At 37.7% G+C, this 22353-nt stretch carries 22 protein-coding genes; 6 read left to right on the top strand and 16 right to left on the bottom strand.

Translation table 11 applies throughout. From position 1 onward, the window contains the following. Window positions 1-4: 4 nt before the first annotated feature. Together JNUCC25_RS04450 and JNUCC25_RS04445 are read right to left on the bottom strand one after the other, a co-directional pair. On the bottom strand, window positions 5-1492 hold the full coding sequence (locus JNUCC25_RS04450; RefSeq protein ID WP_013055570.1) for an aldehyde dehydrogenase family protein: 1488 nt from the start codon (window positions 1490-1492) through the stop codon (window positions 5-7). 135 nt (window positions 1493-1627) lie between these two features. After that, window positions 1628-2215: a TetR family transcriptional regulator gene (locus JNUCC25_RS04445; protein WP_029324845.1), complete on the bottom strand. Its 588-nt coding sequence runs from the start codon at window positions 2213-2215 to the stop codon at window positions 1628-1630. 596 nt (window positions 2216-2811) lie between these two features. On the opposite strand from JNUCC25_RS04445, the gene JNUCC25_RS04440 reads away from it, so the two are divergent. From JNUCC25_RS04440 to JNUCC25_RS04430, 3 genes are read left to right on the top strand one after another with little or no spacing between them, the layout of a single operon-like run. Continuing rightward, complete coding sequence (locus JNUCC25_RS04440; RefSeq protein ID WP_064471337.1) at window positions 2812-3675, top strand: glycine betaine ABC transporter substrate-binding protein; 864 nt, start codon at window positions 2812-2814, stop codon at window positions 3673-3675. A 35-nt stretch (window positions 3676-3710) separates the two neighbouring features. After that, window positions 3711-4916, top strand: a complete 1206-nt coding sequence (gene proV, locus JNUCC25_RS04435; RefSeq protein WP_013055567.1) for a glycine betaine/L-proline ABC transporter ATP-binding protein ProV — start codon at window positions 3711-3713, stop codon at window positions 4914-4916. Further along, entirely contained in the window at window positions 4909-5754 is an 846-nt protein-coding gene (locus JNUCC25_RS04430) for an ABC transporter permease (RefSeq protein WP_013055566.1), read from the top strand. Before proV ends, JNUCC25_RS04430 begins: the two co-directional genes overlap by 8 nt. A 37-nt stretch (window positions 5755-5791) precedes the next feature. On the opposite strand, the gene JNUCC25_RS04425 is transcribed toward JNUCC25_RS04430, so the two are convergent. Together JNUCC25_RS04425 and JNUCC25_RS04420 are read right to left on the bottom strand one after the other, a co-directional pair. Further along, window positions 5792-6565 carry a class I SAM-dependent methyltransferase gene (locus JNUCC25_RS04425; protein ID WP_013055565.1) on the bottom strand — a complete coding sequence of 258 codons (774 nt, stop codon included), beginning with the start codon at window positions 6563-6565 and terminating at the stop codon, window positions 5792-5794. Window positions 6566-6631: 66 nt separating this feature from the next. Further along, window positions 6632-7750, bottom strand: a complete 1119-nt coding sequence (locus JNUCC25_RS04420; protein WP_064471336.1) for an AbrB family transcriptional regulator — start codon at window positions 7748-7750, stop codon at window positions 6632-6634. Window positions 7751-7890: 140 nt separating this feature from the next. Between JNUCC25_RS04420 and JNUCC25_RS04415 the strand changes: the two genes are divergently transcribed. After that, window positions 7891-8763, top strand: coding sequence for a LysR family transcriptional regulator (locus tag JNUCC25_RS04415; RefSeq protein WP_013055563.1), 873 nt, complete (start codon window positions 7891-7893; stop codon window positions 8761-8763). A gap of 31 nt (window positions 8764-8794) precedes the next feature. Here the strand turns inward: JNUCC25_RS04415 and JNUCC25_RS04410 are convergent, their stop codons facing one another. The 11 genes from JNUCC25_RS04410 to pdxR all read right to left on the bottom strand — a co-directional run bounded on the left by JNUCC25_RS04410 (window position 8795) and on the right by pdxR (window position 19154). Continuing rightward, the gene (locus tag JNUCC25_RS04410) at window positions 8795-8974 is read right to left on the bottom strand and encodes a hypothetical protein (RefSeq protein WP_078081499.1); all 180 of its coding nucleotides are present in this window, start codon (window positions 8972-8974) and stop codon (window positions 8795-8797) included. 134 nt (window positions 8975-9108) lie between these two features. Beyond that, entirely contained in the window at window positions 9109-10077 is a 969-nt protein-coding gene (locus JNUCC25_RS04405; protein ID WP_029324843.1) for a tripartite tricarboxylate transporter substrate binding protein, read from the bottom strand. Window positions 10078-10101: 24 nt separating this feature from the next. After that, window positions 10102-10773, bottom strand: a complete 672-nt coding sequence (locus JNUCC25_RS04400) for a response regulator (protein WP_029324842.1) — start codon at window positions 10771-10773, stop codon at window positions 10102-10104. Window positions 10774-10800: 27 nt separating this feature from the next. Next, a complete protein-coding gene (locus JNUCC25_RS04395; RefSeq protein WP_029324841.1) occupies window positions 10801-12390 on the bottom strand; it encodes an ATP-binding protein in 1590 nt (529 codons plus the stop codon). 153 nt (window positions 12391-12543) lie between these two features. Beyond that, entirely contained in the window at window positions 12544-13848 is a 1305-nt protein-coding gene (locus JNUCC25_RS04390; RefSeq protein ID WP_263033159.1) for a CitMHS family transporter, read from the bottom strand. Between the two features lie 328 nt (window positions 13849-14176). After that, window positions 14177-14740 (bottom strand): ImmA/IrrE family metallo-endopeptidase, encoded by a 564-nt coding sequence (locus JNUCC25_RS04385; RefSeq protein WP_013055557.1) that lies wholly within the window; start codon window positions 14738-14740, stop codon window positions 14177-14179. Between the two features lie 287 nt (window positions 14741-15027). Further along, window positions 15028-15279 (bottom strand): hypothetical protein, encoded by a 252-nt coding sequence (locus JNUCC25_RS04380; RefSeq protein WP_454222823.1) that lies wholly within the window; start codon window positions 15277-15279, stop codon window positions 15028-15030. Window positions 15280-15356: 77 nt separating this feature from the next. Further along, window positions 15357-15539 (bottom strand): hypothetical protein, encoded by a 183-nt coding sequence (locus JNUCC25_RS04375; protein WP_078081497.1) that lies wholly within the window; start codon window positions 15537-15539, stop codon window positions 15357-15359. Window positions 15540-15717: 178 nt separating this feature from the next. Continuing rightward, window positions 15718-16350, bottom strand: coding sequence for a fumarylacetoacetate hydrolase family protein (locus JNUCC25_RS04370; protein ID WP_035439371.1), 633 nt, complete (start codon window positions 16348-16350; stop codon window positions 15718-15720). A gap of 336 nt (window positions 16351-16686) precedes the next feature. Further along, window positions 16687-17622 (bottom strand): homocysteine S-methyltransferase, encoded by a 936-nt coding sequence (gene mmuM, locus JNUCC25_RS04365; protein WP_013055555.1) that lies wholly within the window; start codon window positions 17620-17622, stop codon window positions 16687-16689. A gap of 134 nt (window positions 17623-17756) precedes the next feature. Further along, a complete protein-coding gene (gene pdxR / locus JNUCC25_RS04360; protein ID WP_064471334.1) occupies window positions 17757-19154 on the bottom strand; it encodes a MocR-like pyridoxine biosynthesis transcription factor PdxR in 1398 nt (465 codons plus the stop codon). A 111-nt stretch (window positions 19155-19265) separates the two neighbouring features. Here pdxR and JNUCC25_RS04355 point away from each other — a divergent pair, with 111 nt between their 5' ends. Further along, complete coding sequence (locus JNUCC25_RS04355; RefSeq protein ID WP_029324837.1) at window positions 19266-19736, top strand: GNAT family N-acetyltransferase; 471 nt, start codon at window positions 19266-19268, stop codon at window positions 19734-19736. A 229-nt stretch (window positions 19737-19965) separates the two neighbouring features. Continuing rightward, window positions 19966-20166 carry a YolD-like family protein gene (locus JNUCC25_RS04350; protein ID WP_074893948.1) on the top strand — a complete coding sequence of 67 codons (201 nt, stop codon included), beginning with the start codon at window positions 19966-19968 and terminating at the stop codon, window positions 20164-20166. Between the two features lie 76 nt (window positions 20167-20242). Here the strand turns inward: JNUCC25_RS04350 and JNUCC25_RS04345 are convergent, their stop codons facing one another. Then, on the bottom strand, window positions 20243-22171 hold the full coding sequence (locus JNUCC25_RS04345) for an LTA synthase family protein (protein WP_029324836.1): 1929 nt from the start codon (window positions 22169-22171) through the stop codon (window positions 20243-20245). Window positions 22172-22353: the final 182 nt, after the last annotated feature.

The raw sequence follows: 22353 nt of genomic DNA, 5'->3' as shown, positions 1-22353 counted from the left end.
CTTTTTAATTTTTAAACCAGCCGATTGGCTCTACTTGTAAATTAATATTAATTTGTTTTACTTCTTGAAATTCTTCCAATCCAAACGTGCCCAGTCCTCGACCAATTCCGCTCTGCTTATATCCGCCCCAAGGCGCTTCGTTAAATGTAAAATGATATGTGTTTACCCAAGTGATGCCTGCACGCAGCTTTTTAATCACCCGAAGAGCTTTTGCGCCGTCGTTTGTAAACACACTGCCTGCCAAACCATATTCCGTATCATTTGCAAGCTTAATAGCTTCTTTTTCGTCTTTAAACGTTTGAATAACGACAACGGGTCCAAAGATTTCATCTTGCACAATTTTCATATTTGACGTAACGTTACTAAAAACCGTAGGTTCTACAAAGAATCCTTTTTCCAATCCACTGCTAGTGATTCGATTGCCTCCGCATACAAGGCGGGCGCCTTCTTGCTTTCCGATTTCGATGTACTTTAATACTTTTTTCATATGTTCTTCACTTACAAGAGGGCCCATTTCAATCTCTTGATCCATTCCATTTCCTACTTTAATTTTTTGAGCACGCTCTGCAAAACGTTCGATAAATCTCTCAGCGATGCTTTCTTCTACTAAAATACGAGAACCTGCAGCGCAAATTTGGCCGCTCCCTGCAAAAATTCCAAATAAGGCATAATCTACAGCTGTTTCAAAATCAGCGTCAGCAAATATAATGTTCGGTGACTTTCCTCCAAGTTCTAAAGAGACTTTCGTTACATTCTCTGCTGCTTGACGCATAATGTGTTTTCCAGTTACCGTTCCTCCTGTAAAGGAAATCTTATCAACACGCTTATCTTGAATAAGCGTATTTCCCACAGTATCTCCGGCTCCCATAACAAGGTTTGCTACTCCTTTTGGCAATCCTACGCTTTCTAAAATCTCAAAAAGTTTTGTAGGAGTAACCGGTGTCACTTCAGAAGGTTTAAATACAATCGTATTTCCTGCAGCTAAAGCAGGTGCAATTTTCCACACGCTCATCAACAGCGGATAATTCCAAGGTACAATCAGTCCGCACACCCCAATTGGTTCTTTTATAACCATTGCTTGCATAGGTGCCGGAACACTGTACGTTTGACCGTCTGGCTTTGTAATTAATCCAGCGTAATACCTAAAACAAGCAGCTGCATCTTCCACATCAGCCTCAGCTTCGCGATAGGGCTTTCCGTTATCCATTGTTTCTAGCGCTGCTAATTCTTCTTTCGCTTCTTCAAGCTTATCGGCAATTTTAAATAAGATAGCTGCTCTTTCAGATGCAGAAGTCTCAGACCAAATTCCGCTGTCAAAAGCTTCTCGTGCTGCTCCAATCGCCGTTTTCATATCTTCTATGCTGCCTTCTGCAGCATATCCAATCACTTCACCTGTAGCTGGATTAACAGTAGGACGCTGCTTCTCTGCTTTTTTCCACTCTCCGTTTATGTACATATTCAAAGTTAACGTTTTAACGGCTGTACGATCCATAAGATACCTCCTTATTAAATAACGACTGATTGTCAGTCATTTTAAACTTTTAAAAACTTATAATTCTGATAATTGATTATATATTTTGAATGAATGTCAGTCATTTTGATAGGTGTAATACCAGCAGCGCTAATATTACACGGATGGCACAAGAGAACGCTTTAAGAATTGAAAAAGTTCTTCCTTCGATTGCTCAAGTGTGACATCTTGCTCTCGCCCGATATAAAAAAGTTCAGCAGCATTTTCAATCAAATTGATCATCGTTTTAGCTGTCCATTTAACGTTAAGCTGCTTGATGACTTCTTCTTTTTTTACAGCCTCATTTAATACCTCTTCAAACCAGTTGTAATAAGGTAAATAAATAGCTTCCCATGTTTCTAATGAATAGTCAAAAGCAAGCCCCGAATAGCATAAAACAAGAACATCTCTATATTCATCTGTTGTTTTATACGTTTCGTCAATCATTACCTCTAATGTACTTAAAAAATTTGTTGCTGCTTTAGCTCTTTCTTTAATTTTTTCAAGCGACAAAGAAAGTAAGTTTTCTGCAATAGCAGGAACAAGGGCATTTTTGGATCTAAAATAAAGATAAAAAGTTCCTTGAGCTACGCCTGCACGCTTTACAATGTCTGAAATTGACGTTTTATCAAGCCCCTTTTCAGATATAACTTCAATCGCTGCCTGTAAGATTTTATCGTATTTTTCACTTGTGCTTGTAACCAACTCTTTCCCTCCACCTATAAAATGAATGACTTTCATTCATTTTACTATAAGCAACCAGAATTACGCAAGATAAAATTTTCTGAATCTTTAAATTTAATTAAAAAATTGGTCGTATGCCGGCTTCCAAAATATTTTTTATTTTATCAATTTCCCTTCAGGGTTCTTATATATCTCACTGTTATTTCCCTTCCTTTTATAATTCAAGGCAAAAGCTGATACAACGCTCTTTAAGCACCTATTCTTCCGGAAAAATAACTATATTAGAAAGATACTTTTTCGCGTTTATTTATACAGCTTGATCGTCTAATTACTCTTGACTTGAAGTTGACGGAGTAAAAAAAAGAGTGGTAACATGTAAAACTGATTCAACAGTCACTTATTCCATCCATTTATTTCCCATAATTTCTCTTAACTACGATGTACATTTTTAGTTAAAAATAACTTTACATCATCTAAAATCATCCACTATGTTTATTTCACATTTTAAATTTTCTAGGTTTATCATTTGAAAAAGCGGGTATACATTTCGTTGTGTTTAGTAGCCGTTTTACATATTAATCAGTTTGATTTAAAACTTTATAAAGGAGTTACATTGCATGAAGAAACTATTGTTAATCAGCATGACTTGTTTTCTTCTAGTTATTACTTCAGCTTGCGGTAACGGTAATGGAGCATTTAAAGATAAAAAAACCATTACCATCGGCATGAATAACTATACTGAAAACATCGCCTACACGTACGTCTGGAAACACATTTTAGAAGATCGAGGCTACAAGGTTAGAACTGTTTTCTTAGAGAAAGCTGGTGTTTGGGTAGGAACAGCTAATGACGACATTGATATCTCATTTGCACCATGGCTCCCTACAACAGATGCGCCTTTTTACAAAAAATATAAAGATCAAGTGAACATTGAAGACCCTTGGCTTAAAAACGCACGCTTAGGATTCGCAGTTCCCGCCTACATGAAAGACGTGAACACAACGGAAGACCTTGCTAAAGTTGCTTCCGATGTCGATAACAAAGTCATTGGAATTGACCCAGGCTCCAGTATTAACGGATTAGCCGAACAAGCGTTAAAAGATTATAACCTAAAAAGCTATACGCTTGTAAAATCGTCTGAAGCAGCTATGCTCAGTGAACTGCGCAAAGCTTATGATGCCAAAAAACCAATTGTTGTTACTATGTGGAATCCGCACTGGGCTTTTGCAGACTTTGATATCAAATACTTAAAAGATCCTAAAAATTCGTTTGGAGACCCTGACAACATATACACAATGACAAGCAAGGAATTTAAAAAGACAAATCCTCAAGTCATAAAATTGATGAATAATGCACAGATGAATGATAAATTAATCAGTCCTCTTCTGTCACAAGTCGAAAAATCTTCCAATCCTGAAGAAGCAGCGCAAGAATGGGTAAAAAAGCATAAAAAGCTAGTCGACAGTTGGACAAAAGATTAATGAACGTAAAAGAAAACAACAATTGAGGTGGACATATGGAACACGTAAAATTAAAAGTAAAAAATATAACCAAAGTGTTTGGTAAGAATCCGTCAAAAGCGATTGATTTACTTCAAAAAGGAAAAACAAAAAAAGAAATTCTAGAAGAAACAGGAATGACAATCGGAGTTAATCAAGCAAACTTCGAAATCAAATCCGGTGAAATCTTCGTTATTATGGGACTGTCTGGAAGTGGTAAATCCACTTTAGTTCGTATGTTTAATCGCCTTGTTGAACCAACATCTGGATCCCTTATTTTAGACGGTGCCGATGTAGTAAAAATGAACAAAGAGGAACTTCGCGACATGCGCCGAAAAAAAATGAGCATGGTCTTCCAAAACTTTGCCTTATTCCCTCACCGTACAGTTCTTGATAACACAGAATACGGATTAGAAGTTCAAGGTACACCAAAGGCCGAACGTGAAAAAAAAGCAAAAGAAGCGCTTGAACTAGTAGGTTTAAAAGGATACGAAAATCAATATCCTGGTGAACTGAGCGGCGGTATGCAGCAGCGTGTCGGACTCGCTCGAGCGCTTGCCAATGACCCTGACATTTTACTAATGGATGAAGCATTCAGTGCATTAGATCCGCTTATTCGTAAAGATATGCAAGATTTCTTACTAGAGCTTCAAGAAAAAATGGAACGAACAATCATTTTTATTACCCATGATCTTGATGAAGCCCTTCGAATCGGAGATCGAATCGTATTAATGAAAGACGGCAGTGTTGTTCAAGTAGGAACACCCGAAGAAATTATGACAAATCCCGCTAATGATTATGTCGAGCGCTTTGTCGAAGACGTTAATGTAGCTAAAGTATACACAGCTGAAAGCGTGATGAATCGTGCCGAATCCATTACCGTAGACCGAGGTCCGCGCGTGGCGCTTAAAATTATGCAAGAAGCTGGTTATTCAAGCATCTATGTAGTAGACAAGAAAAAAACTCTTCTAGGAGTTGTAACTGCAGATGATATTAGCCGCGCCATTAAACAAGATAAACTGACAGCAGACGTATTAGATACGGATATTCCGACTGTTACAACAGATACGCTACTAGAAAACTTGTACGACAAAATGGTTATCAGTCGCTTTCCGCTACCAGTTGTAGATGAAAACCATCGTCTGCGCGGCATCATAAAAAAAGAACGAGTGATTGAAGCACTCGCCGGTACTGATAGTAATGAGGTGAACGTAAATGAATAGTATCCCTAAAATTCCCGTTGGCAATTGGATTGACCATTTTGTCACGTTTTTAAATGACAATATCAAAGGATTCTTTGATGTTATTTCAGCTATTGTCGATGGTATTGTAAGTTTTATTGTACTAGTGCTAACCTTTCCCCCAGCATTAATTTTAATCTTAATTGTCGGAATCATTGCTTGGTTTTCAAGTAAAAAATGGTCGTTTACTATTTTATCGATGATTGGCCTGTTATTTATTCTTAACCTTGGCTACTGGCAAGAAACAATGGACACACTCGCCCTCGTTTTAACAAGCGTATTTATTTCGATTATAGTAGGAATCCCGCTAGGCATTTGGGCATCTCAAAGCGAAAAGACGGCTCGAATTATTACGCCAATCTTAGACTTTATGCAAACAATGCCCGCATTTGTTTATTTGATTCCAGCACTTTTCTTCTTTGGAATCGGTGTGGTACCAGGTGTTATCTCATCTGTTATCTTTGCAATGCCTCCAACGATTCGCTTAACGAACTTAGGTATCCGTGAAGTACCCGCTGACTTAGTAGAAGCAGCAAATGCCTACGGTTCAACAACAAAACAAAAATTATTTAAAGTACAGCTTCCATTAGCTACAAAAACAATCATGGCAGGAATTAACCAAAGCATCATGCTATCTCTCTCAATGGTTGTTATCGCCTCTCTTGTAGGTGCTCCGGGACTTGGTGCGGAAGTATATCGTGCAGTTTCTCGACTTGAAGTTGGCACGGGCTTTGAAGCCGGAATTTCAATCGTTATTTTAGCGATTATTTTAGACCGTATTACTCAATATTTTGGAAATCGTTCAAAACAACGAGCATAAGTAAAAAAGAAGCCAACTCCGGTGAGTTGGCTTCTTTTTATTTATTCTTGTAACAAGCTACAAAGATTGCTTCTCCTTGAAACGATTCAATTCTTTGTTGATTCGTTTTGATTTCGAAAAACTGCTTAAATCCGCTTGGTATATTCAGCATATATTGAGTAAGATCACGCTTTGTCTCTTCCGGAACATTCATCATCCCACACCAGTCATCAAATAAAAAGCGCTTTGGAAAAGTTGTCAGCACTTCTATACGGAATCCTTGCATTTCAAGCATAGAAAGCCACTCTGTTTTTTTATAAGCACGATAATGGCTTGGATCTCTTGTCTTTTCAACTCGATTATAAAACTCGTCATAAGCATTCACTTCCGGGGCTACATTGTCAATGAGCAAGAATTGTCCGCCTGGCTTTAACACTCGATATACCTCTTTGATGAACTGTTTAATGTTTGGAAAATGGTGCGGTGCAATTCTGCACGTTACAGTATCAAACTCGTCATCTTGAAATGGCATATCTTCAGCATCTCCTTGAACAAAAGATACGTTTTCATGACCATTTCCTGTAATGAAGCCTTCAGCACTTTGCAACATTTGAGGAGTTAAGTCAAAAGCCGTTACTTCTTGAAAGACAGGTGCTAGCTTATTTGCCACGTGTCCTCCTCCTGTTGCTACATCAAGCAGCTTTCCTCCTCTATTTTCTTCAGCAATTTCCGCTAAAACAGCTAAATCTTTGCCTTTCGCATGACCTTTACTTTTGACGTACTTTCCAGCATTCCCCCCGAACTGACTGACCACCATTTCTTTATTACTCATCTATTCTCCCCCCCATTTCCCTCTTTAAAACTCTCTCTTACTTTGCCTAGTGCATTCACATATTTATTATGAAACGTGTGAATGTATTCTTTTTCTTTCTCCCCATTGATGAAACATGCGAAACAGCGGAGGAAGAAGCAGCCAAATGGTTAAAATTCGAAGCACTTGGACCGCTACTACCAACGTCGAATCGGCTTGCAATACAATGGATGTAGTCGCCATTTCTGCAATGCCTCCAGGAGCAAAAGCTAAAATAGACGTAATAAGCTCAATTCCAGTTATTTTGGAGACGAATAGTGCACAAACAAACATAGCAGCAATTAAGCCGATTGTATTAATAAGCGCAACAACTATAATTTTTTTTACGCCAATAAACATTTCTTTATGGAAGCGAGAACCAATGCTTGACGCGATAAAAATTTGCGATAAAACCATCACAGAATGAGGCCAGTATGCTTGAAGATTATAGCCCGCGTACGATGAAGCAGCTGTTTGAACAATCGCAACAGTAAGCATTCCCCCTACTAACCAAGGAGCAGGAAATTTTAGTTTTTTTCCTATATAATAGCCTACTACTGCTGTAACGATTAAAACGCCTGTCCATAGCAGTGATTCCCACCCAAAAATACTTGGAGTAGCTGACACTGCATGCCGACCTGTATTACTTCCCCAATAGACCACAAATAAAGGAACAGCAAGCACAACTAAAAACACGCGCATCGTTTGAATGATGCTTACAACTGCCGTATTGGCCCCTACCTCTTCAGCCATGCCTGGCATTGCGCTCATTCCTCCAGGAGTCGTGCCGAAAAAGCTTGTTAATAAGTCTGTGGAACTGAACTTCCATAGCAAATAACCGGATAAAAGAGAAAAAACAACGGACAGCAAAAGCATGATCGTAATGGTGGACCAGTGAGATTGAAACGTAGTTAATACAGACAAGTTAATCTTTTGACCTAATTCAATTCCTAAAATACACTGTCCTGCGTACAGCCAATATTTTGGAATACCTTTTTTGCTTGTTTGAGATAAAAAACCCGGCTTTCGGAAAGCTAGAATAGCAGCTAAAATGAGGGTCCCAAGCATCCAGCCAATGGATAAGCCTGTTAACGATAAAAGAAATCCTCCCACGCTTGTTAATAAAATAAAAAATATAGATTGTAAAAAAATAATTCTTGCGTTCATATCTACTTCCTTCCTTCTACAAGGCTTTTCTTTCTTACACCGAACATTCCTCTTCTTAACTATAGTATAATTTTAGAGATAATTAAAATATCGAAATTTTATTATAAACCATTCATTTTTTTTATTCCTGGAGGGGTAGTATGGACGATCGAGATTGGCTTATTCTACAAGTGTTGTATCGAGAAAAAAACATTACAAAAGCAGCCAAGGAGCTGTTTATCTCTCAGCCTGCGCTTACGCATAGACTGCAGCAGATGGAGAAGGAATTTCATGTTCAGATTGTGAACAGAGGACGCCGCGGAGTTCAGTTTACACCGCAGGGAGAATATTTAGTGAAGTGCGCAGAAGAAATGCTGCTCACGCTTCAAAAAATAAAAGAAAATGTGTTAAACATGGATGATCAATTAACCGGTACTTTACGTCTAGGAGTGTCTAACTTTTTCACTGACTACAAGCTCCCTGGACTATTACGGTTATTTAAAGAGCGATTTCCTGACGTTGAATTCAAAGTCACGACCGGATGGAGCAGTGACATGGCCCACTTACTTTATAAGCACGATGTTCATATTGCGTTTGTAAAAGGTGATTATAACTGGCAGGATCAGAAAGAGTTGCTTTTTAAAGAAACGATTTGCATTGCGTCTGCACAGCCTGTTGACATAAACAACCTTCCCAATATACCTCGAATTGACTATCACCAAGATCGTTTTTTAAAAACATCTGTTGATAACTGGTGGGCTGAAAATTACTCTCAGCCTCCCCTTGTCAGTATTGAAGTGGATAAAGCAGAAACATGCAAAAAGATGGTTGTAAACGGACTCGGTTATGCGATTTTGCCGAGTATGCTGCTTGATGACGCAGCAGAGATTTACAGATACACGTTAAAAACAAAAGACCAGCAGCCTTTAACACGCAGTACATGGATGTTTTATCATGAGGATTCATTAAAAATTAACATCGTAAAAGCTTTTATTGAGTTCATTCAAAACTTGGATTTAAAGGATGTACACTGATAGAAAGAGGTTGAGACATACCGAAATGAATTCAATCTAAAGACGAACAAATGGGATATATGAGCTGAACTGCTTTTGACACCGCAGTTGATTTCCGTGCAAGACTTCGCTTTCCGCGGGCGGCCGGTGAGCCTCCTCGTCGCTTACGCTCCTGTGGTGTCTCACCTGTTCCGCTTTTCCCGCAGGAGTCTTCGTCTTGCCCTCCAATCAACTGCTAGAAGGAACGAAACAGATGAAACTATGCTTAACACAACAAAAAAACGAACCACGAATCAAACATCTTGATCAATGGTTCGTTTTTCACTTCGTCTAAAATTCTTTTGTCCCAACCTCTTTCTATTGTATTTATTCATCATTTGTTCCACCCATTAAGTCAGAATACAGCTTGCTTTGCTGTTCAAGAAATACCTTAGCACCGCTGCTATTTTTATAAAAAGAGGTTAAATCGTTATCTTTAAGCAGTTGTTCCCATTCTTTTGTATGAACCATTTCATACACTGTCTTATTCCAATATGCTACCTGCTCTTTGGTCATATTAGGCGGTCCCATTAGACCTCTCCAATGGCTAAATGTTACGTCAATTCCCGCTTCTTTCCACGTGGGGATCTCTTTTAGCTCTTCTAGCCTGCTGGGAGAAGAAACGGCGAGTATTCTTACCTGCCCTTGTTCGTACTGCTTTTTTACTTCTGATAATGACATAGGTGCTACATCTAGCTGATGATGAACGAGCGCATCGATCACTTTATGACTGCTGTTGTAAACGAAGAACTCAAGCTTGGAAGAGTCTACGCCTGCTTTTTTATTTAGCTGCATGAACGATAAATGATCGTCGTTTCCTAAGCGAGGTGATATTCCCACTTTCATACTGGATTCACTTTGATTTAACGTGCGTATGAGCTGTTTTAAATTATATATAGGAGAGTTAGCAGGGACTACGATGACCTCCCATTCAGATGTTAAAATAGCGAGCGGAGTAAAGTCTTTATAGGTTAATTGACTTTGCCCTAGCAAATTATTTGTAATCAGCAAACTGGAATTTCCGGAAACAATATTCCCTTCTTTTCTCTGTTTAATATATTTCCATCCTTCTTCACCTTGCCCACCTATTTTATTACTAACAGAAACGGGTACCTTCACAATCTTCTTTTCCGTTAGCACTTGTTGAATGGCTCTTACTGTTGCATCTGCTCCTCCGCCTTTTGCACCGGCTGCCACAATTTCAATTTTTTTCATATCAATACGTTCTTTTTTAGAGGGAGAAGAACAGCTAACAAGCAATACACTTATAAACACTATCATGAGCTTTTTGATCATATATACCATCCTTCAAGGCTAATGCTACGCTAAATAGTACTTGCGCTCCGGCCGTCCAATAATCCCATAATCATATTCAACGTGACATTCACCAGTTGATACTAGATACTCTAAATATCGTCTAGCTGTCGTTCTAGATACTCCCATTTGTTGCCCCATCTCTTCGATTGTAATTCCTTTGATGCTTTTTAAAATGTCTTTTGACTTTTGTAATGTGATACCATCAATACCTGAAGGAAGAGATTTATCCGCTTTTGGCTTTGTTCTGACATGTCCAAAGTACGCATCAATAAATGATTGATCAACTTCTTCATGCGTACTAAACAGTTCCTTTTTCTCTTGATACTGTTTAATAGCATTAATGAAGGATTCCATCATAACGGGCTTAATCAAATAATTAACGACGCCGTTTCTCAAACAGATTTCTACAATGTTTTTTTCTGTTGCAGCCGTTACCACGATAACGTCAACTTGTGGAAACTGCGCTCTAATTTTTGGCAGTAAATCCGTTCCCATTTCATCTGGCATATAGATGTCTAAAAGAAGTAAATCAACTTTCTTCTCCTTTAACATCTCAAGCGTCTCTTTTGCATTCAACGCTTTGCCTACAACTTCTACACCATCTACTTCTAATAAAAATCGCTCTTGAACTTGAGCAATTCGAAAATCGTCTTCTGCAATTGCGACTCGTAACATTTCGACTCTCCCCTTACTTCTCATGATTCAGTTTTTTGGAAGGTAAACTGAAAAAATGGCTCCTCCTTCTGGCTGATTATACACTTCAATAGATCCTCCAAGTTCATCTACCATTTTCTTTATATTTGCCAGTCCGTATCCTCTATCTGTACCTTTGGTTGAAAAACCTTTTGTGAAAATTTGATTTAGTACTTCTTCTGATATACCTGGTCCGTTATCCATCACTTCAATAATTAAATCATGACCAATATCGGTAATAAAAAACGACACTTCTTTTTTAGACTGCTGACTCACCGCTTCAAATGCATTATCAATTAAGTTCCCAATAATGATAATGAGATGAGAAATTTCAATATGTTCTGGGAGCGTATCGAGTGTACTCTCCGAATCAACCGAAAAGTGAATTTTCTTTTCAGATGCTTTTCCAATCTTCCCAAGCAATATTGCTTGGACTTTAGAATCTAATATCTGATCAAATAGAATACGATTTTGTGTTTGGTGTACGGCTGATTCTTTTTGAATAAACTCAAATGCATCTTTGTACTGCCCTAACTGCAGCAAACCCGACAAAACATACAGCTTATTCGTAAACTCATGCGTTTGAGCCCGTAAATCCTCTGAATACCTTCGTACTTCTGAAATCGTATTGATTAAGCTTTTTAATTCTGTCTTATCACGAAAACTAGCGACCACTCCTACAATTCGTTGATGTTCAATAATAGGTGTTAAGTTTAAGATAAACGTTTTTTCATTTAGAAAAATCTCTTGGTCGCTTCGGGCTATTCCTGTATCTAGCACTTCAATCATATTCGTATAAGGAAATACTTCAATGATATGATGATGTAAATATTCCGCCTGTAGCCCTAGCATATTTTTAGCTGATGTATTCATCATCGTAATAAAGCCTTGATGATCAATAGCAATAATTCCTTCTTTTATCGAAAGTAAAATCGCATTTCGTTCACGATATAAAGAAGCGATTTCATGGGGCTCAAGACCGAGAGTATCTTTTTTAATACTTTTAGCTAAAAAAATACCTCCGATCATACCAAGTAATAAAACAGCTAGTGAAAATAGGATAATTTGCTGAATACGCGTAATAAGCTGAGCATGAACATGAGACTTTAAAAACTCAACTGTCACTACTCCTACGACCTCCGTATACTTTCCGTGACTGATGACAATAGGCGCTTTCCCCATAATAGCAGGACCTGTGGTTCCCTCTCCGTCAAGCGTATAATATCCGCCGAATAATAGTGCTCTATCGTTAACCGCCTCTTTGTTTTTCTTTCCTATCCATTTTTGATTAGAATGAGAATAGATGATTTGCTCACGGTTTTGAACCACAATACTTGCTGCTCCGATTTGTTCCCTCACTTGCTCGGCAAGCGGCTGAATATAGCGACTCGGCTGTTTTTTTTGAAAAGCAGCTTTGACTTCGGGCATAAATGATATTGATTTGGCTGCTTGTAGAGCCAGCTGCTCGGCTTGCCTTTTAGATTCTACAAACTGCATGTAAGAGAAAATACTCGCTAAAAGAACAATAACAGTTATGATTAATGCTGCGGATAAACCTACGATTTTTGTTTGCAGCGATACTTGAAACCATTTTTTCATTTCATCGCACCTTTAGCCTTTACCTTATAGTTCTATTCCTCTTTTATTTTATCAAAATTTTTTGTATATCCGCTCCTTATTCCAAAAGCTTTTTAGACAAAAAAACTTATCAATCCCAAAAGCGGAATTGATAAGTTTTTAGGTTCATGATCTTTACAGCGTAATAACTCCTGTAATAATAGCTAATAAAAGCATCACCATCGCTGTTCCAATCGTCCACTTTAAAGTAAAGCGCTGGAATTCACCAAGCTCGACTTTTGCCATACCGACCAATAGATACGTAGAAGCAACTAAAGGACTTAGTAAGTGAACAGGTTGACCAATCAATGAAGCACGGCCAATTTCTGCAGCATCAATACCGTATGCTGAAGCTGCTTGAGCAATAATTGGTAAAATCCCATAGTAGTAAGCATCATTTGACATAAAGAACGTAAATGGCATACTTGTGATGGCTGTAATCACAGACATGTAAGGCCCTAACGCATCTGGAATTAATCCTACTAAACTATTACCCATTGCATCTACCATTTTTGTACCAGATAAAATGCCTGTGAATACGCCTGCTGCGAATACAAGAGATACAACAGCAAGTACATTACCAGCATGTGCTGTAATACGCTCTTTTTGAACTTCTAAATTTGGATAGTTAATCATGATAGCGATTGCAAATCCAATCATAAATAGAATTTGAAGCGGCATAACTGCTGTGATAAGTCCTACTAATAATAGAGCTGTTAAAGCAAAGTTTACCCATAAAAGCTTCGGACGCTTGTACTCGATTCCTTCAGCAGCGGCTGCTTCTGCAAAAGCTACTTGAGCATTTGTGACGTCTTGAATATCAATAACACCTAAGCGCTGGCGCTCTTTTTTCCCGAAATAGTAAGCCGTGAATAATAACCAACCAGCTCCACCAATCATGGCTGGAATAAGTGGTGTAAACACCTGTGAAGCATCTAACTTCAATGCGCTCATCACACGAGCAGTAGGTCCGCCCCAAGGCGTTAAGTTCATAACTCCACTACCCATAATAGCGATACAGGCTAAAATCATCGGCTTCATGTTTAGCTTTTTATAAAGCGGAAGCATCGCTGAAAGCGTAATCATATATGTTGTTGTTCCGTCTCCGTCTAATGAGATAATAAGAACTAAAATAGCTGTACCAATTGTGATTTTTAGTGGATCACCTTTTACGATTTTTAAAATTCTTCCTACAACTGGATCAAACAAACCAGCATCAATCATAATTCCAAAATATAAAATAGCAAACATTAACATAACGCCTGTAGGTGCTAATTCTTTTACACCATTTAAAGCCATTTCTCCAATATCACTTGTGAATCCCCCTATGATGGCAAACAATACTGGAATAACCATTAAAGCAATAAGCGGCGTTAATCGTTTTGTCATAATTAGAAACATAAATGTACAAACCATCAAAAACCCAAGAATAGCTAACATTATTACCCCTCCTATTTTTGAATCCGCTTTCATAACAGTGGAAGCGATTCGTTTGTATGTATGACTCGCATATGTATGCCAGTTCGTCTATACGATTACAACATCGCTTGTTCACTATTAAGTTGTACCTTAAAACTTTAAAATTTTCTGTTTTTTCTTAAAATAATCATAATTTACAGGAGGGTATAGTGTAAATAATTCGTACTATAAAAACTTTTAAAACTTTATGGGTAATTAAATCCTTTTTGTTCATTGGAAGGATAAAAGAAAGGAAGAGGAAAAAAGATAGGAAAATAAAAAACGGAGAGAGAGGAACTATTCTCGTGAATTATTCAATTTGAACTCTAAGAGAATAAGCTCCAGGATGAGGAGTTTTATTCCATTGAGTAAGAGACTCCTCTAAAAATGGAATGTTTTTCAACTTCTTTGTTTGGAACTTTTCTATTTTTGAATATTTCTCTAAAGCATACGTATTAGCAAACATTTCTTGCGTTCTATTTCCTTCTTTTAAAAGCGTTCCATTTGTCATACGATCCACATGATGGCCTAATTCATGCAGAATGATAAAAGCAAATTGATGAGGCTTTTTATTTTTTGTTGTATCGATAAAGACAATAGGACATTCTGTTACTGTATATTTAATATAGTCAATTTCAAACTGAAGTTTGCGCTTCTCTTTTGGAAGGTTATCATTAAATTGGCCATAGTACACACCTAGCACATCTTTTCCTTGCACCTTTACACTGCCTAAGCAATATACACCTTTTAGCCCATCCCAGTCTTTTTCGTCTGTTACATTAGCAATTTCCTGCAGGACGGCTTTTTGCTTCGCACTCATGACTCCATGAAATGTTACGCCATGAATTTGGATTTTTTCACTACGCTTAAACATCTTCTTGCCTCCTTTGCTAAATTCCTTCTACAACATATTATTTAGCAATAAGTATATTCATTCACAATACATGGTTAAAAACATGAAGTTAATGTCAAGATTCCCGTTTTGATGTTTTTTAACCCTGCTTATATGCTGCTTCGTTTATTTTCTATTTTTACTATATTACATATGTAGCCATTAATAAAATATCATTTTTTTATGATTTATCATTACTTTTTTTTATTTCTATTTTTGTTTATCGATAATCTGAAGCCTGCGTATCATTTTTAAATTTAAAACCATTGCTATATAAAGAAAAGGATAGCAAAAAAATGAGTATAGCGTCTTCCATTCGTTATAATAAAACACTTCTGTTTGGGTACTCCTTTTGTAAAGAATCCATAAAGATTATATTTAACATCAAGATATACATCTGCTACTGATCCTAAAAACATGACAAACAAAGAAGTTGTGTACATTTCTATCCAGCTGATACGTTTTGGCATAACTAGTACGCTCAAAATAGAAATCACCGTTGTAAGGATTAAGAGCATCATGCTGAGGACCTCGTTTTCTACAGGAGATAGAAACAGCTTTCCCATTGAATATTAAATTCATTCTGAAGGCTAAAAAATTAAGACTTCGCAAAAAAAAAAGATTGAGGCATAACGAAATCAAGACAATCTAAATACGAACAAATGGGATAAATGATTTGGACTGCGTGGTACGCCGCTGTTGATTTCCGTGCAAGACTTCGCTTTCCGAGGGCGGCCGCTGAGCATCCTCGTCGCTTACGCCCCTGCAGGGTCTCATCCATTCCACTTCCCCCGCAGGAGTCTTCGCTTTGCCCTCTAATCGACAGCTAGAAGCAAATATATAATCTACGTTCACCATCACAATAAAAAATCCGAACGAGTTGGATTCTCTATCAAGAATCTCGATTCATCGTTCGGATCTTCCTTCAACTAAACTACTTTTGTCCCGGCCTCTTTTTGTTAACGAAAGGAAATGATGCAGGAACCAAGCTCTTGCTGTCCCCATTTAAGTGAAAGCTCATCATGATGAGAAAGCGGACCTACTCCCTCAGGTGTCCCTGTAAAAATAAGATCTCCTTTATCAAGACCAAAATGTTTTCCTGTAAAATCAATAATCGTTTGTAAGTCAAAAATCAAATTTTTAATATTCCCCAGCTGCACGCGTTCATTGTTTTTCACTAGCGAAAAGTCTTTCTTCTTAGATGCTTCTACTCCTTCAAATGGAATAAAGTTTCCCACGACCGCTGAATGTTTGAATCCTTTTGCAAGCAGCCAAGGGTGCTTTTTTTGTTTTAATTCGCTCTGCACGTCTCGAAGCGTCAAGTCTAATCCAATCGTCATCTCGTCAACAAGTTCATCCACTGTTATGCCTTCTTTGTAAGATTGTCCAATATGAAGAATAAGTTCAGTTTCAAAGTGCACCTCTCCTTGGTCGCTAGGAAGAGTAATTGATTGTCCAGCTGCTTCAACGAGAGCGTGAGTAGGTTTGGAAAATAAAAAAGGTGATGTTGGAATATCATTATGTAATTCTTTTGCATGCAGTGCGTAGTTCCGGCCTACACAATAAATATTTTTAATATCTTTCACTTTCATCATCCCTTCTTTCGTTCAAATAAAGATTTTTCAACTTGTATTCTTTTATTTTACAGAAAAAAAAAGGTTGGGACATAATAAAATGAATCCAATCTACAGACGGAAAATGGGAATAAATGAGCTGAACTGCTTGTGACACCGCTGTTTATTTCCGTGCAAGGCTCCGCTTTCCGCGGGAGTCTTCGCCTTGCCCTCCAACCAACAGCTAGAAGGACCTGCGCACACGAAACCTACGTTCACCATGACCATAAAAAACACGAACTATCTATTTTTGATAGATCGTTCGTGTTTAACGTTAGCGAAACACTTTTCTCACATTCTCTTTCTTTCAATCTGTTATTTTCTAGCCCATTTTGTAATGCCTTTGATATCATCTGGAGTTGTACGACAGCACCCTCCGATTAACTGAGCACCTGCTTCATACCAGCTGTGAGCGCTGCAACCATACGTTTCGCCCGCAGATGTCCCGTTCCATGTTTTAGATTCAGCATCATAATGCTCCCCTGAATTTGGATACACAATGACCGGCTTATCCGTTTGAGATTTAATTTCTTTAATAAGTGAAGAAATATATTGAGGCGGCGTACAGTTAACTCCAAGGGCCGCTACTTGCTCATAGGAATCCAGGTAGCGTGCACACTCCGAGATTAATGTTCCGCTGCTAATGTGCAGATCATCTTTTGCGCTGAACGTAATCCATGCGTACGCTCCTTCAAACTCTTCTAGCAGCCTCGCAATGGCTCTTGCTTCCATTACATTAGGAATGGTTTCACAAGCTAACACGTCCGCTCCTGCTTCAATTAATGCTTTCATACGAGGACGATGAAATTCCATTAACTCTTCTTCTGTTACGTCATACTGTCCAGTATATTCCGATCCGTTTGCTAAAAATGCTCCGTAAGGCCCTACCGAAGCGGCGACAATTGGTTTTGGACGATTACGACGATTCTCTTCTTGCTGCCAAAATTCATCTCTTGCTTCAGCCGCAATTTTTACAGATGCTTGAATTAACTCGCGAGCCTCTGCTTCACTCAAACCACGTTTAGCAAAACCTTCAAATGTACTTTGATAACTTGCTGTAATTGCACAGTCAGCTCCCGCTGCAAAGTAATCTTGGTGGACTCTCTTAATCAGTTCCGGCTGCTCCATCAACACTTTTGCAGACCATAAGCTGTCGTTTAAATCACAGCCATATCTTTCAAGTTCAGTTGCCATTGCACCATCTAGTACAATCACAGGGAATGTATGTAAAATTTGTTGGATAGGATTCATTGTTTAATCTAGGGTTGTCCACTAGCAGTTAGCTTCGATTACCCTATCCTCCTTTCAGATAATTTAAAATATATGCAAAAAAGTCTAAAGGACTAGGCAACTTTTGTCAAGAAACCGAAAAAACGAGCATGGATTTATAACCAAGCTTTTTTTAATCGTTTTATTCCTTCTTCTATTTCTTCTCTCCCTAAACTCCCGAAGCCTAACAAAATATGAGGCTTTTGTTTAGGTACTTCCGTAAGCCAATAACGAGAGGTACCGTAGACGGAGACATCTTGCTTTCGAGCTGCGTTAATTAATTGCTGTTCGTTCATATCGTTGTGCACGCGTACAAGTATATGCAAACCTGCAGATTCTCCTGACACCGTGATGTTTTTGTTAAACCCCTTCTGTAAAGCTGCTAAAAGAGTACCGTGTTTCAGTTGATAAGCAGTTCTCACTCTTCTTAAATGCTTACTCCACTCTCCATTTTTCATTATCAGCCCGAGCGTCTGTTGATGGAGAGTTGGAACAGCTTGCTCGTATAAAGAGAAACGTTCATGATATTCTTTTAGAAGAACTTCAGGTAGTACAAGGTAGCTGATTCTTAAAGAAGGCATAAAAGATTTTGAAAATGTACCCGTATAAATGACACGCCCCTTAGTGTCTAAGCTTTGCAATGAAGGGATGGGGGAGCCTTTATAACGAAATTCTCCGTCATAATCATCTTCAATAATAAACCCGTTGCGGTCATTCGCCCATTTAAGAAGCTCTATTCTTCTTGAAACAGGCATGATCATTCCGTATGGAAACTGATGAGATGGTGTAACATAAACAGCTCGTGCTAGGCTATCATAAAGCTCTTGGATGTTTATACCTTTGTTATTAAGCGACACGGGTTTTAAGGAAAATCCATGCTGCTTAAATACAAAGCTAGCCCCGTCATAACAAGGATTTTCAAAGGCAATATCTCTGATGCTTTGCTTTAACATCTGCGCTAATAAACTGAGTGATTGCTGCGTACCTGCTCCAATAATAATTTGATGTTTTGAACAAACCACTCCTCTTGACTGATAAAGGTACGTCGCAATTTCTTCTCGCAGTGATTCTTCTCCTTGACTTTCTTGGTACGTGAACAGCGCTTCTCTATAAGTTTGAAGACTTTCATTGTATCGTTTTTTCCACTCATTCAAGGGAAACAAACGGCTATCAACTTTTCCATACCGAAAATCATAGGTACACAACTTTGTTTCTGAGTGAGGGTGTAAAAATACAGTCGGCTTTTTATCTGTTTGCAGTAAATCAAACTGTGTATTCGTTACGTACAGTCCACTTTTGGGCCTGCTTTCTACATATCCTTCAGCTAAAAGCTGCTGATAGGCCATATCTACAGTATTTCGACTTACATTCAAGTAATCAGCAAGAGACCGGATAGACGGCAGTTTGTCATTTACTTCAACCCTGCTGGATACAATTTCTTTTTTTATATATTCATATAGCTGGTGATACAAAGGCATATCATCTTTGCGGTTTAATAAAGGTGTGAACTTCACGCTAGCTCCTTTCATCTGTCCCTATTTTATTTTTCAAATCTGGCTCTTTTAGAGGGGATACATTTCTTTTACTATAAGTGTAGATCATCTGATTAAAAAGGAGAAGATTTAATGACTACTATTACAATTCGTCAAGCTAATGCCGCTGACATGGAAGCACTTATTTCATTAATGAACGAATACATTGTTGATTTTTACAAGCGCCCTCAGCCTACCAAAAAGCAGCTGAGAAATTTAATTAATCACTTGTTTCACCATCCGGATGCTGGCGTTCAGTTTATCGCGACTCAAAATGACGAGGCAGTAGGGTTTTCGACGCTTTATTTTACATTTAGCACCACGCGTGTAAAGCCTGTAGCGATCTTAAATGACTTGTACGTTACTGAAAAAGCAAGAGGACAAAAAATTGGAGAAAAGTTATTTTCGGCCAGTCATCAGTATACAAAAGAACATCAGTATGCAGCTATGTCTTGGGAAACGGCTTATGATAATACGAGAGCCCAAATGCTTTACAGAAAAATGGGCGGAAATGTAACGAACGATGAATGGATTCACTACGACATTTCAAACGATATTTTATAATATTCTTCCATCCATAAAGTTTTAACACGTTCTTAACACTCCTTTCATAAATGTGTTTTATGATGAATACGACAAATAAATCAGTTTATGTATGTATTTGTCACATTCTCTGTTAAAGTTTTCACAAAGTGTTCAAACTTTAAGTGAAAACGCTTTCTATTTTTGTGTATAATAAAAATATGCAAATGAAAATGAATGTTACAGCTTGTTAATCATACACATTTTAAATATGGAAGGAGTTTTGAAAATGATTTTAAAAGCATTAAGAAAAAACGGGGCCGTTACAATTAACTATTATAAAAACGGTTTGCTTCAAACGTTTAAAGGAAAAGTACAGCGCCTAGATTTAACAGACCAAACGCTTTCATTAAAAGATGAACAGCAAAATACTTTCTCTATTCGCTTATCGGGAATTAAAGAAATTTATTGATGAATAGTTTACAGTAAAAAAGAACATGATGTTCATTCTGTTTTGCAGAAGTCATCATGTTCTTTTGATTTTAGCTTTATTTAGCTGATGTTTCTGTTTCTTCTTTCCCGTACATATATTTCGAAGGGTCGACTGTTTGGAAATCCTTCAGCTTGTGGAAACGAAGTAAGTCTCCATAAAGCACTTGATCAGATAATTCCAGTTCTTTCGCTACCTTCTGTTTATAAGCTTTCATTTGATTATTTTCTTTAAGCGCTTGGCCCGTCTTAGAATCATAATACGTTCCATCCACTAATGTATATTTCGGAGATACGTAGTTGCCATTGCGGAATGCCACTACATCATCATGATCCTTAGAAAATAAATCTGTGCCAAATTGGATAAACTCTTTGCTGTCAATCCCTACTAAATGAAGAAGAGTTGGCACAACGTCAATTTCTCCACCGTACGTATGATTAACTCCGCCTTTCACTCCAGGAACGTGAATGAATAGAGGTACACGCTGCAGCTGAGCATTTTCATAAGGCGTAATTTCTTTTCCCATTACTTTTTCCATTGCCGCATTATGATTTTCAGAAATACCGTAGTGATCTCCATAAATCATAATTACAGAATTATCATAAAGCCCAGAAGCTTTCAGTTCTTGGAAGAAAGATTGCAATGATTCGTCTAAATAACGAGCCGTTTGGAAATAACGGTCAACTGTTGCATCGCCTGTGTTAGCCGGCTGTATGCTTGCCTCATTGTTTCCAAGTAAAAATGGAAAATGATTTGTTAACGTAATTAAATGCGCATAGAACGGCTGTGGTAAAGACTGCAGCATTGGAACAGATTCTTTAAAGAACGGTTTGTCTTTTAAGCCATAATTAATTTTATTTTCACCCGTCATATTGTAATAACTTGCATCAAAGAACTTATCTACACCGAACTGCTTGTAAATTTCGTTACGGTTCCAAAACGTCTTATAGTCTCCGTGCAGCACAGCGCTCGTATAGCCAGCTTTTTGATCTAAAATAGCTGGTGCTGCCTGATACGTATTGCTTCCTTTCAGTACAAAGGCAGAACCTTGAGGAAGGCCGTATAGAGAGTTGTCCATCATCAGCTCAGCATCTGATGTTTTTCCTTGTCCTGTTTGATGAAAGAAGTTATCAAAATACGTAAAGTCATTTCCATGGGCCAACGAATTTAAGAAAGGTGTCACTTCCTGGCCATTTAATTTGTAATCAATTAAAAAAGACTGAAATGATTCCAAATGAATTTTAATAATATTTTTCCCTTTAGCTTTTCCAAAATAAACAGAATTAGGTTCCGCATAATGACTGTTTTTAAAATTAACGACGTTTGTTAAATCATTGCTGCTTGCAAAAGCTCGCTGTTTAGAGTTTTGAGCAGTTTGAACACCGTCATACATCGTATAATTATAGGCGCCTAGATACTTTACTAAATAATTGCGGTCAAAAGTTCGAGATAGAAGCTGCGGGCGATCAATTTCTGCTAATGTTAAGTTGACAGAAAAGACCATGAATCCTAAAGAAAGAATAGTTACAGCATTCTTAACCGATACTTTTTCATTATGCCAGTCAATTTTTTTACTAAAAAAGAAGAAAAAATAAATAATAAAATCAACAAAATAAAAAACATCATGTGCTTTTAATAAATCCATAATGCTTCCGCCCATACTTCCCGCATTACTTGTCTGCAATAGTGTAGGAAGCGTTACAAAATCGTTAAAAAAACGATAGTAGAGAATGTTGCTGTATAACAGCAGCGTCATAATGAAACTGCCTGCAAGAATCCAAGCTCCTGCTTTCTTTCCTTTAAAAAATAAGCCGATTCCTAAAAAAATCAGCACTGAACTCACAGGGTTTATGAACAGCAGTATTTGCTGCATTACGCCGCTTACGCCTAAGTTAAATTCAGTTTTATAAGCCACGTACGACTTTATCCACATTAAAACAGCGGCTAATATGAAATAGTGCAGCGGCTTAGAAACGATTCGCTTCATTTTGATTTTCCTTTCTCGATTAGTTTATGAGTAGATTCACAAAGAACATATAGAAAACCTTTATCATTATACTCATAGAAAATGAAAATTAAATGAAATCCTAGCCTTCACAACTATAGATAGATTCTTTAAATTCATCTACTAGTTTACCTAATACCCACAAATAAATAAACTAAAATCAC

Source organism: Priestia sp. JNUCC 25 (genome assembly GCF_053667915.1).
The sequence above is the reverse complement of the archived record's forward strand: the minus strand, read 5'-3'. Positions and strand labels throughout refer to the sequence as shown.

What these genes read in the sequence shown, in the direction of transcription:
- JNUCC25_RS04450 (WP_013055570.1), bottom strand. Translation starts at nt 1,492, where the DNA reads ATGGATCGTACAGCCGTTAAAACGTTAACTTTGAATATGTACATAAAC.
- JNUCC25_RS04440 (WP_064471337.1), top strand. Translation starts at nt 2,812, where the DNA reads ATGAAGAAACTATTGTTAATCAGCATGACTTGTTTTCTTCTAGTTATT.
- proV (WP_013055567.1), top strand. Translation starts at nt 3,711, where the DNA reads ATGGAACACGTAAAATTAAAAGTAAAAAATATAACCAAAGTGTTTGGT.
- JNUCC25_RS04430 (WP_013055566.1), top strand. Translation starts at nt 4,909, where the DNA reads ATGAATAGTATCCCTAAAATTCCCGTTGGCAATTGGATTGACCATTTT.
- JNUCC25_RS04425 (WP_013055565.1), bottom strand. Translation starts at nt 6,565, where the DNA reads ATGAGTAATAAAGAAATGGTGGTCAGTCAGTTCGGGGGGAATGCTGGA.
- JNUCC25_RS04420 (WP_064471336.1), bottom strand. Translation starts at nt 7,750, where the DNA reads ATGAACGCAAGAATTATTTTTTTACAATCTATATTTTTTATTTTATTA.
- JNUCC25_RS04415 (WP_013055563.1), top strand. Translation starts at nt 7,891, where the DNA reads ATGGACGATCGAGATTGGCTTATTCTACAAGTGTTGTATCGAGAAAAA.
- JNUCC25_RS04405 (WP_029324843.1), bottom strand. Translation starts at nt 10,077, where the DNA reads ATGATCAAAAAGCTCATGATAGTGTTTATAAGTGTATTGCTTGTTAGC.
- JNUCC25_RS04400 (WP_029324842.1), bottom strand. Translation starts at nt 10,773, where the DNA reads ATGTTACGAGTCGCAATTGCAGAAGACGATTTTCGAATTGCTCAAGTT.
- JNUCC25_RS04395 (WP_029324841.1), bottom strand. Translation starts at nt 12,390, where the DNA reads ATGAAAAAATGGTTTCAAGTATCGCTGCAAACAAAAATCGTAGGTTTA.
- JNUCC25_RS04390 (WP_263033159.1), bottom strand. Translation starts at nt 13,848, where the DNA reads ATGTTAGCTATTCTTGGGTTTTTGATGGTTTGTACATTTATGTTTCTA.
- JNUCC25_RS04385 (WP_013055557.1), bottom strand. Translation starts at nt 14,740, where the DNA reads ATGTTTAAGCGTAGTGAAAAAATCCAAATTCATGGCGTAACATTTCAT.
- JNUCC25_RS04380 (WP_454222823.1), bottom strand. Translation starts at nt 15,279, where the DNA reads ATGATGCTCTTAATCCTTACAACGGTGATTTCTATTTTGAGCGTACTA.
- JNUCC25_RS04375 (WP_078081497.1), bottom strand. Translation starts at nt 15,539, where the DNA reads ATGGATGAGACCCTGCAGGGGCGTAAGCGACGAGGATGCTCAGCGGCC.
- JNUCC25_RS04370 (WP_035439371.1), bottom strand. Translation starts at nt 16,350, where the DNA reads ATGAAAGTGAAAGATATTAAAAATATTTATTGTGTAGGCCGGAACTAC.
- mmuM (WP_013055555.1), bottom strand. Translation starts at nt 17,622, where the DNA reads ATGAATCCTATCCAACAAATTTTACATACATTCCCTGTGATTGTACTA.
- JNUCC25_RS04355 (WP_029324837.1), top strand. Translation starts at nt 19,266, where the DNA reads ATGACTACTATTACAATTCGTCAAGCTAATGCCGCTGACATGGAAGCA.
- JNUCC25_RS04350 (WP_074893948.1), top strand. Translation starts at nt 19,966, where the DNA reads ATGGAAGGAGTTTTGAAAATGATTTTAAAAGCATTAAGAAAAAACGGG.
- JNUCC25_RS04345 (WP_029324836.1), bottom strand. Translation starts at nt 22,171, where the DNA reads ATGAAGCGAATCGTTTCTAAGCCGCTGCACTATTTCATATTAGCCGCT.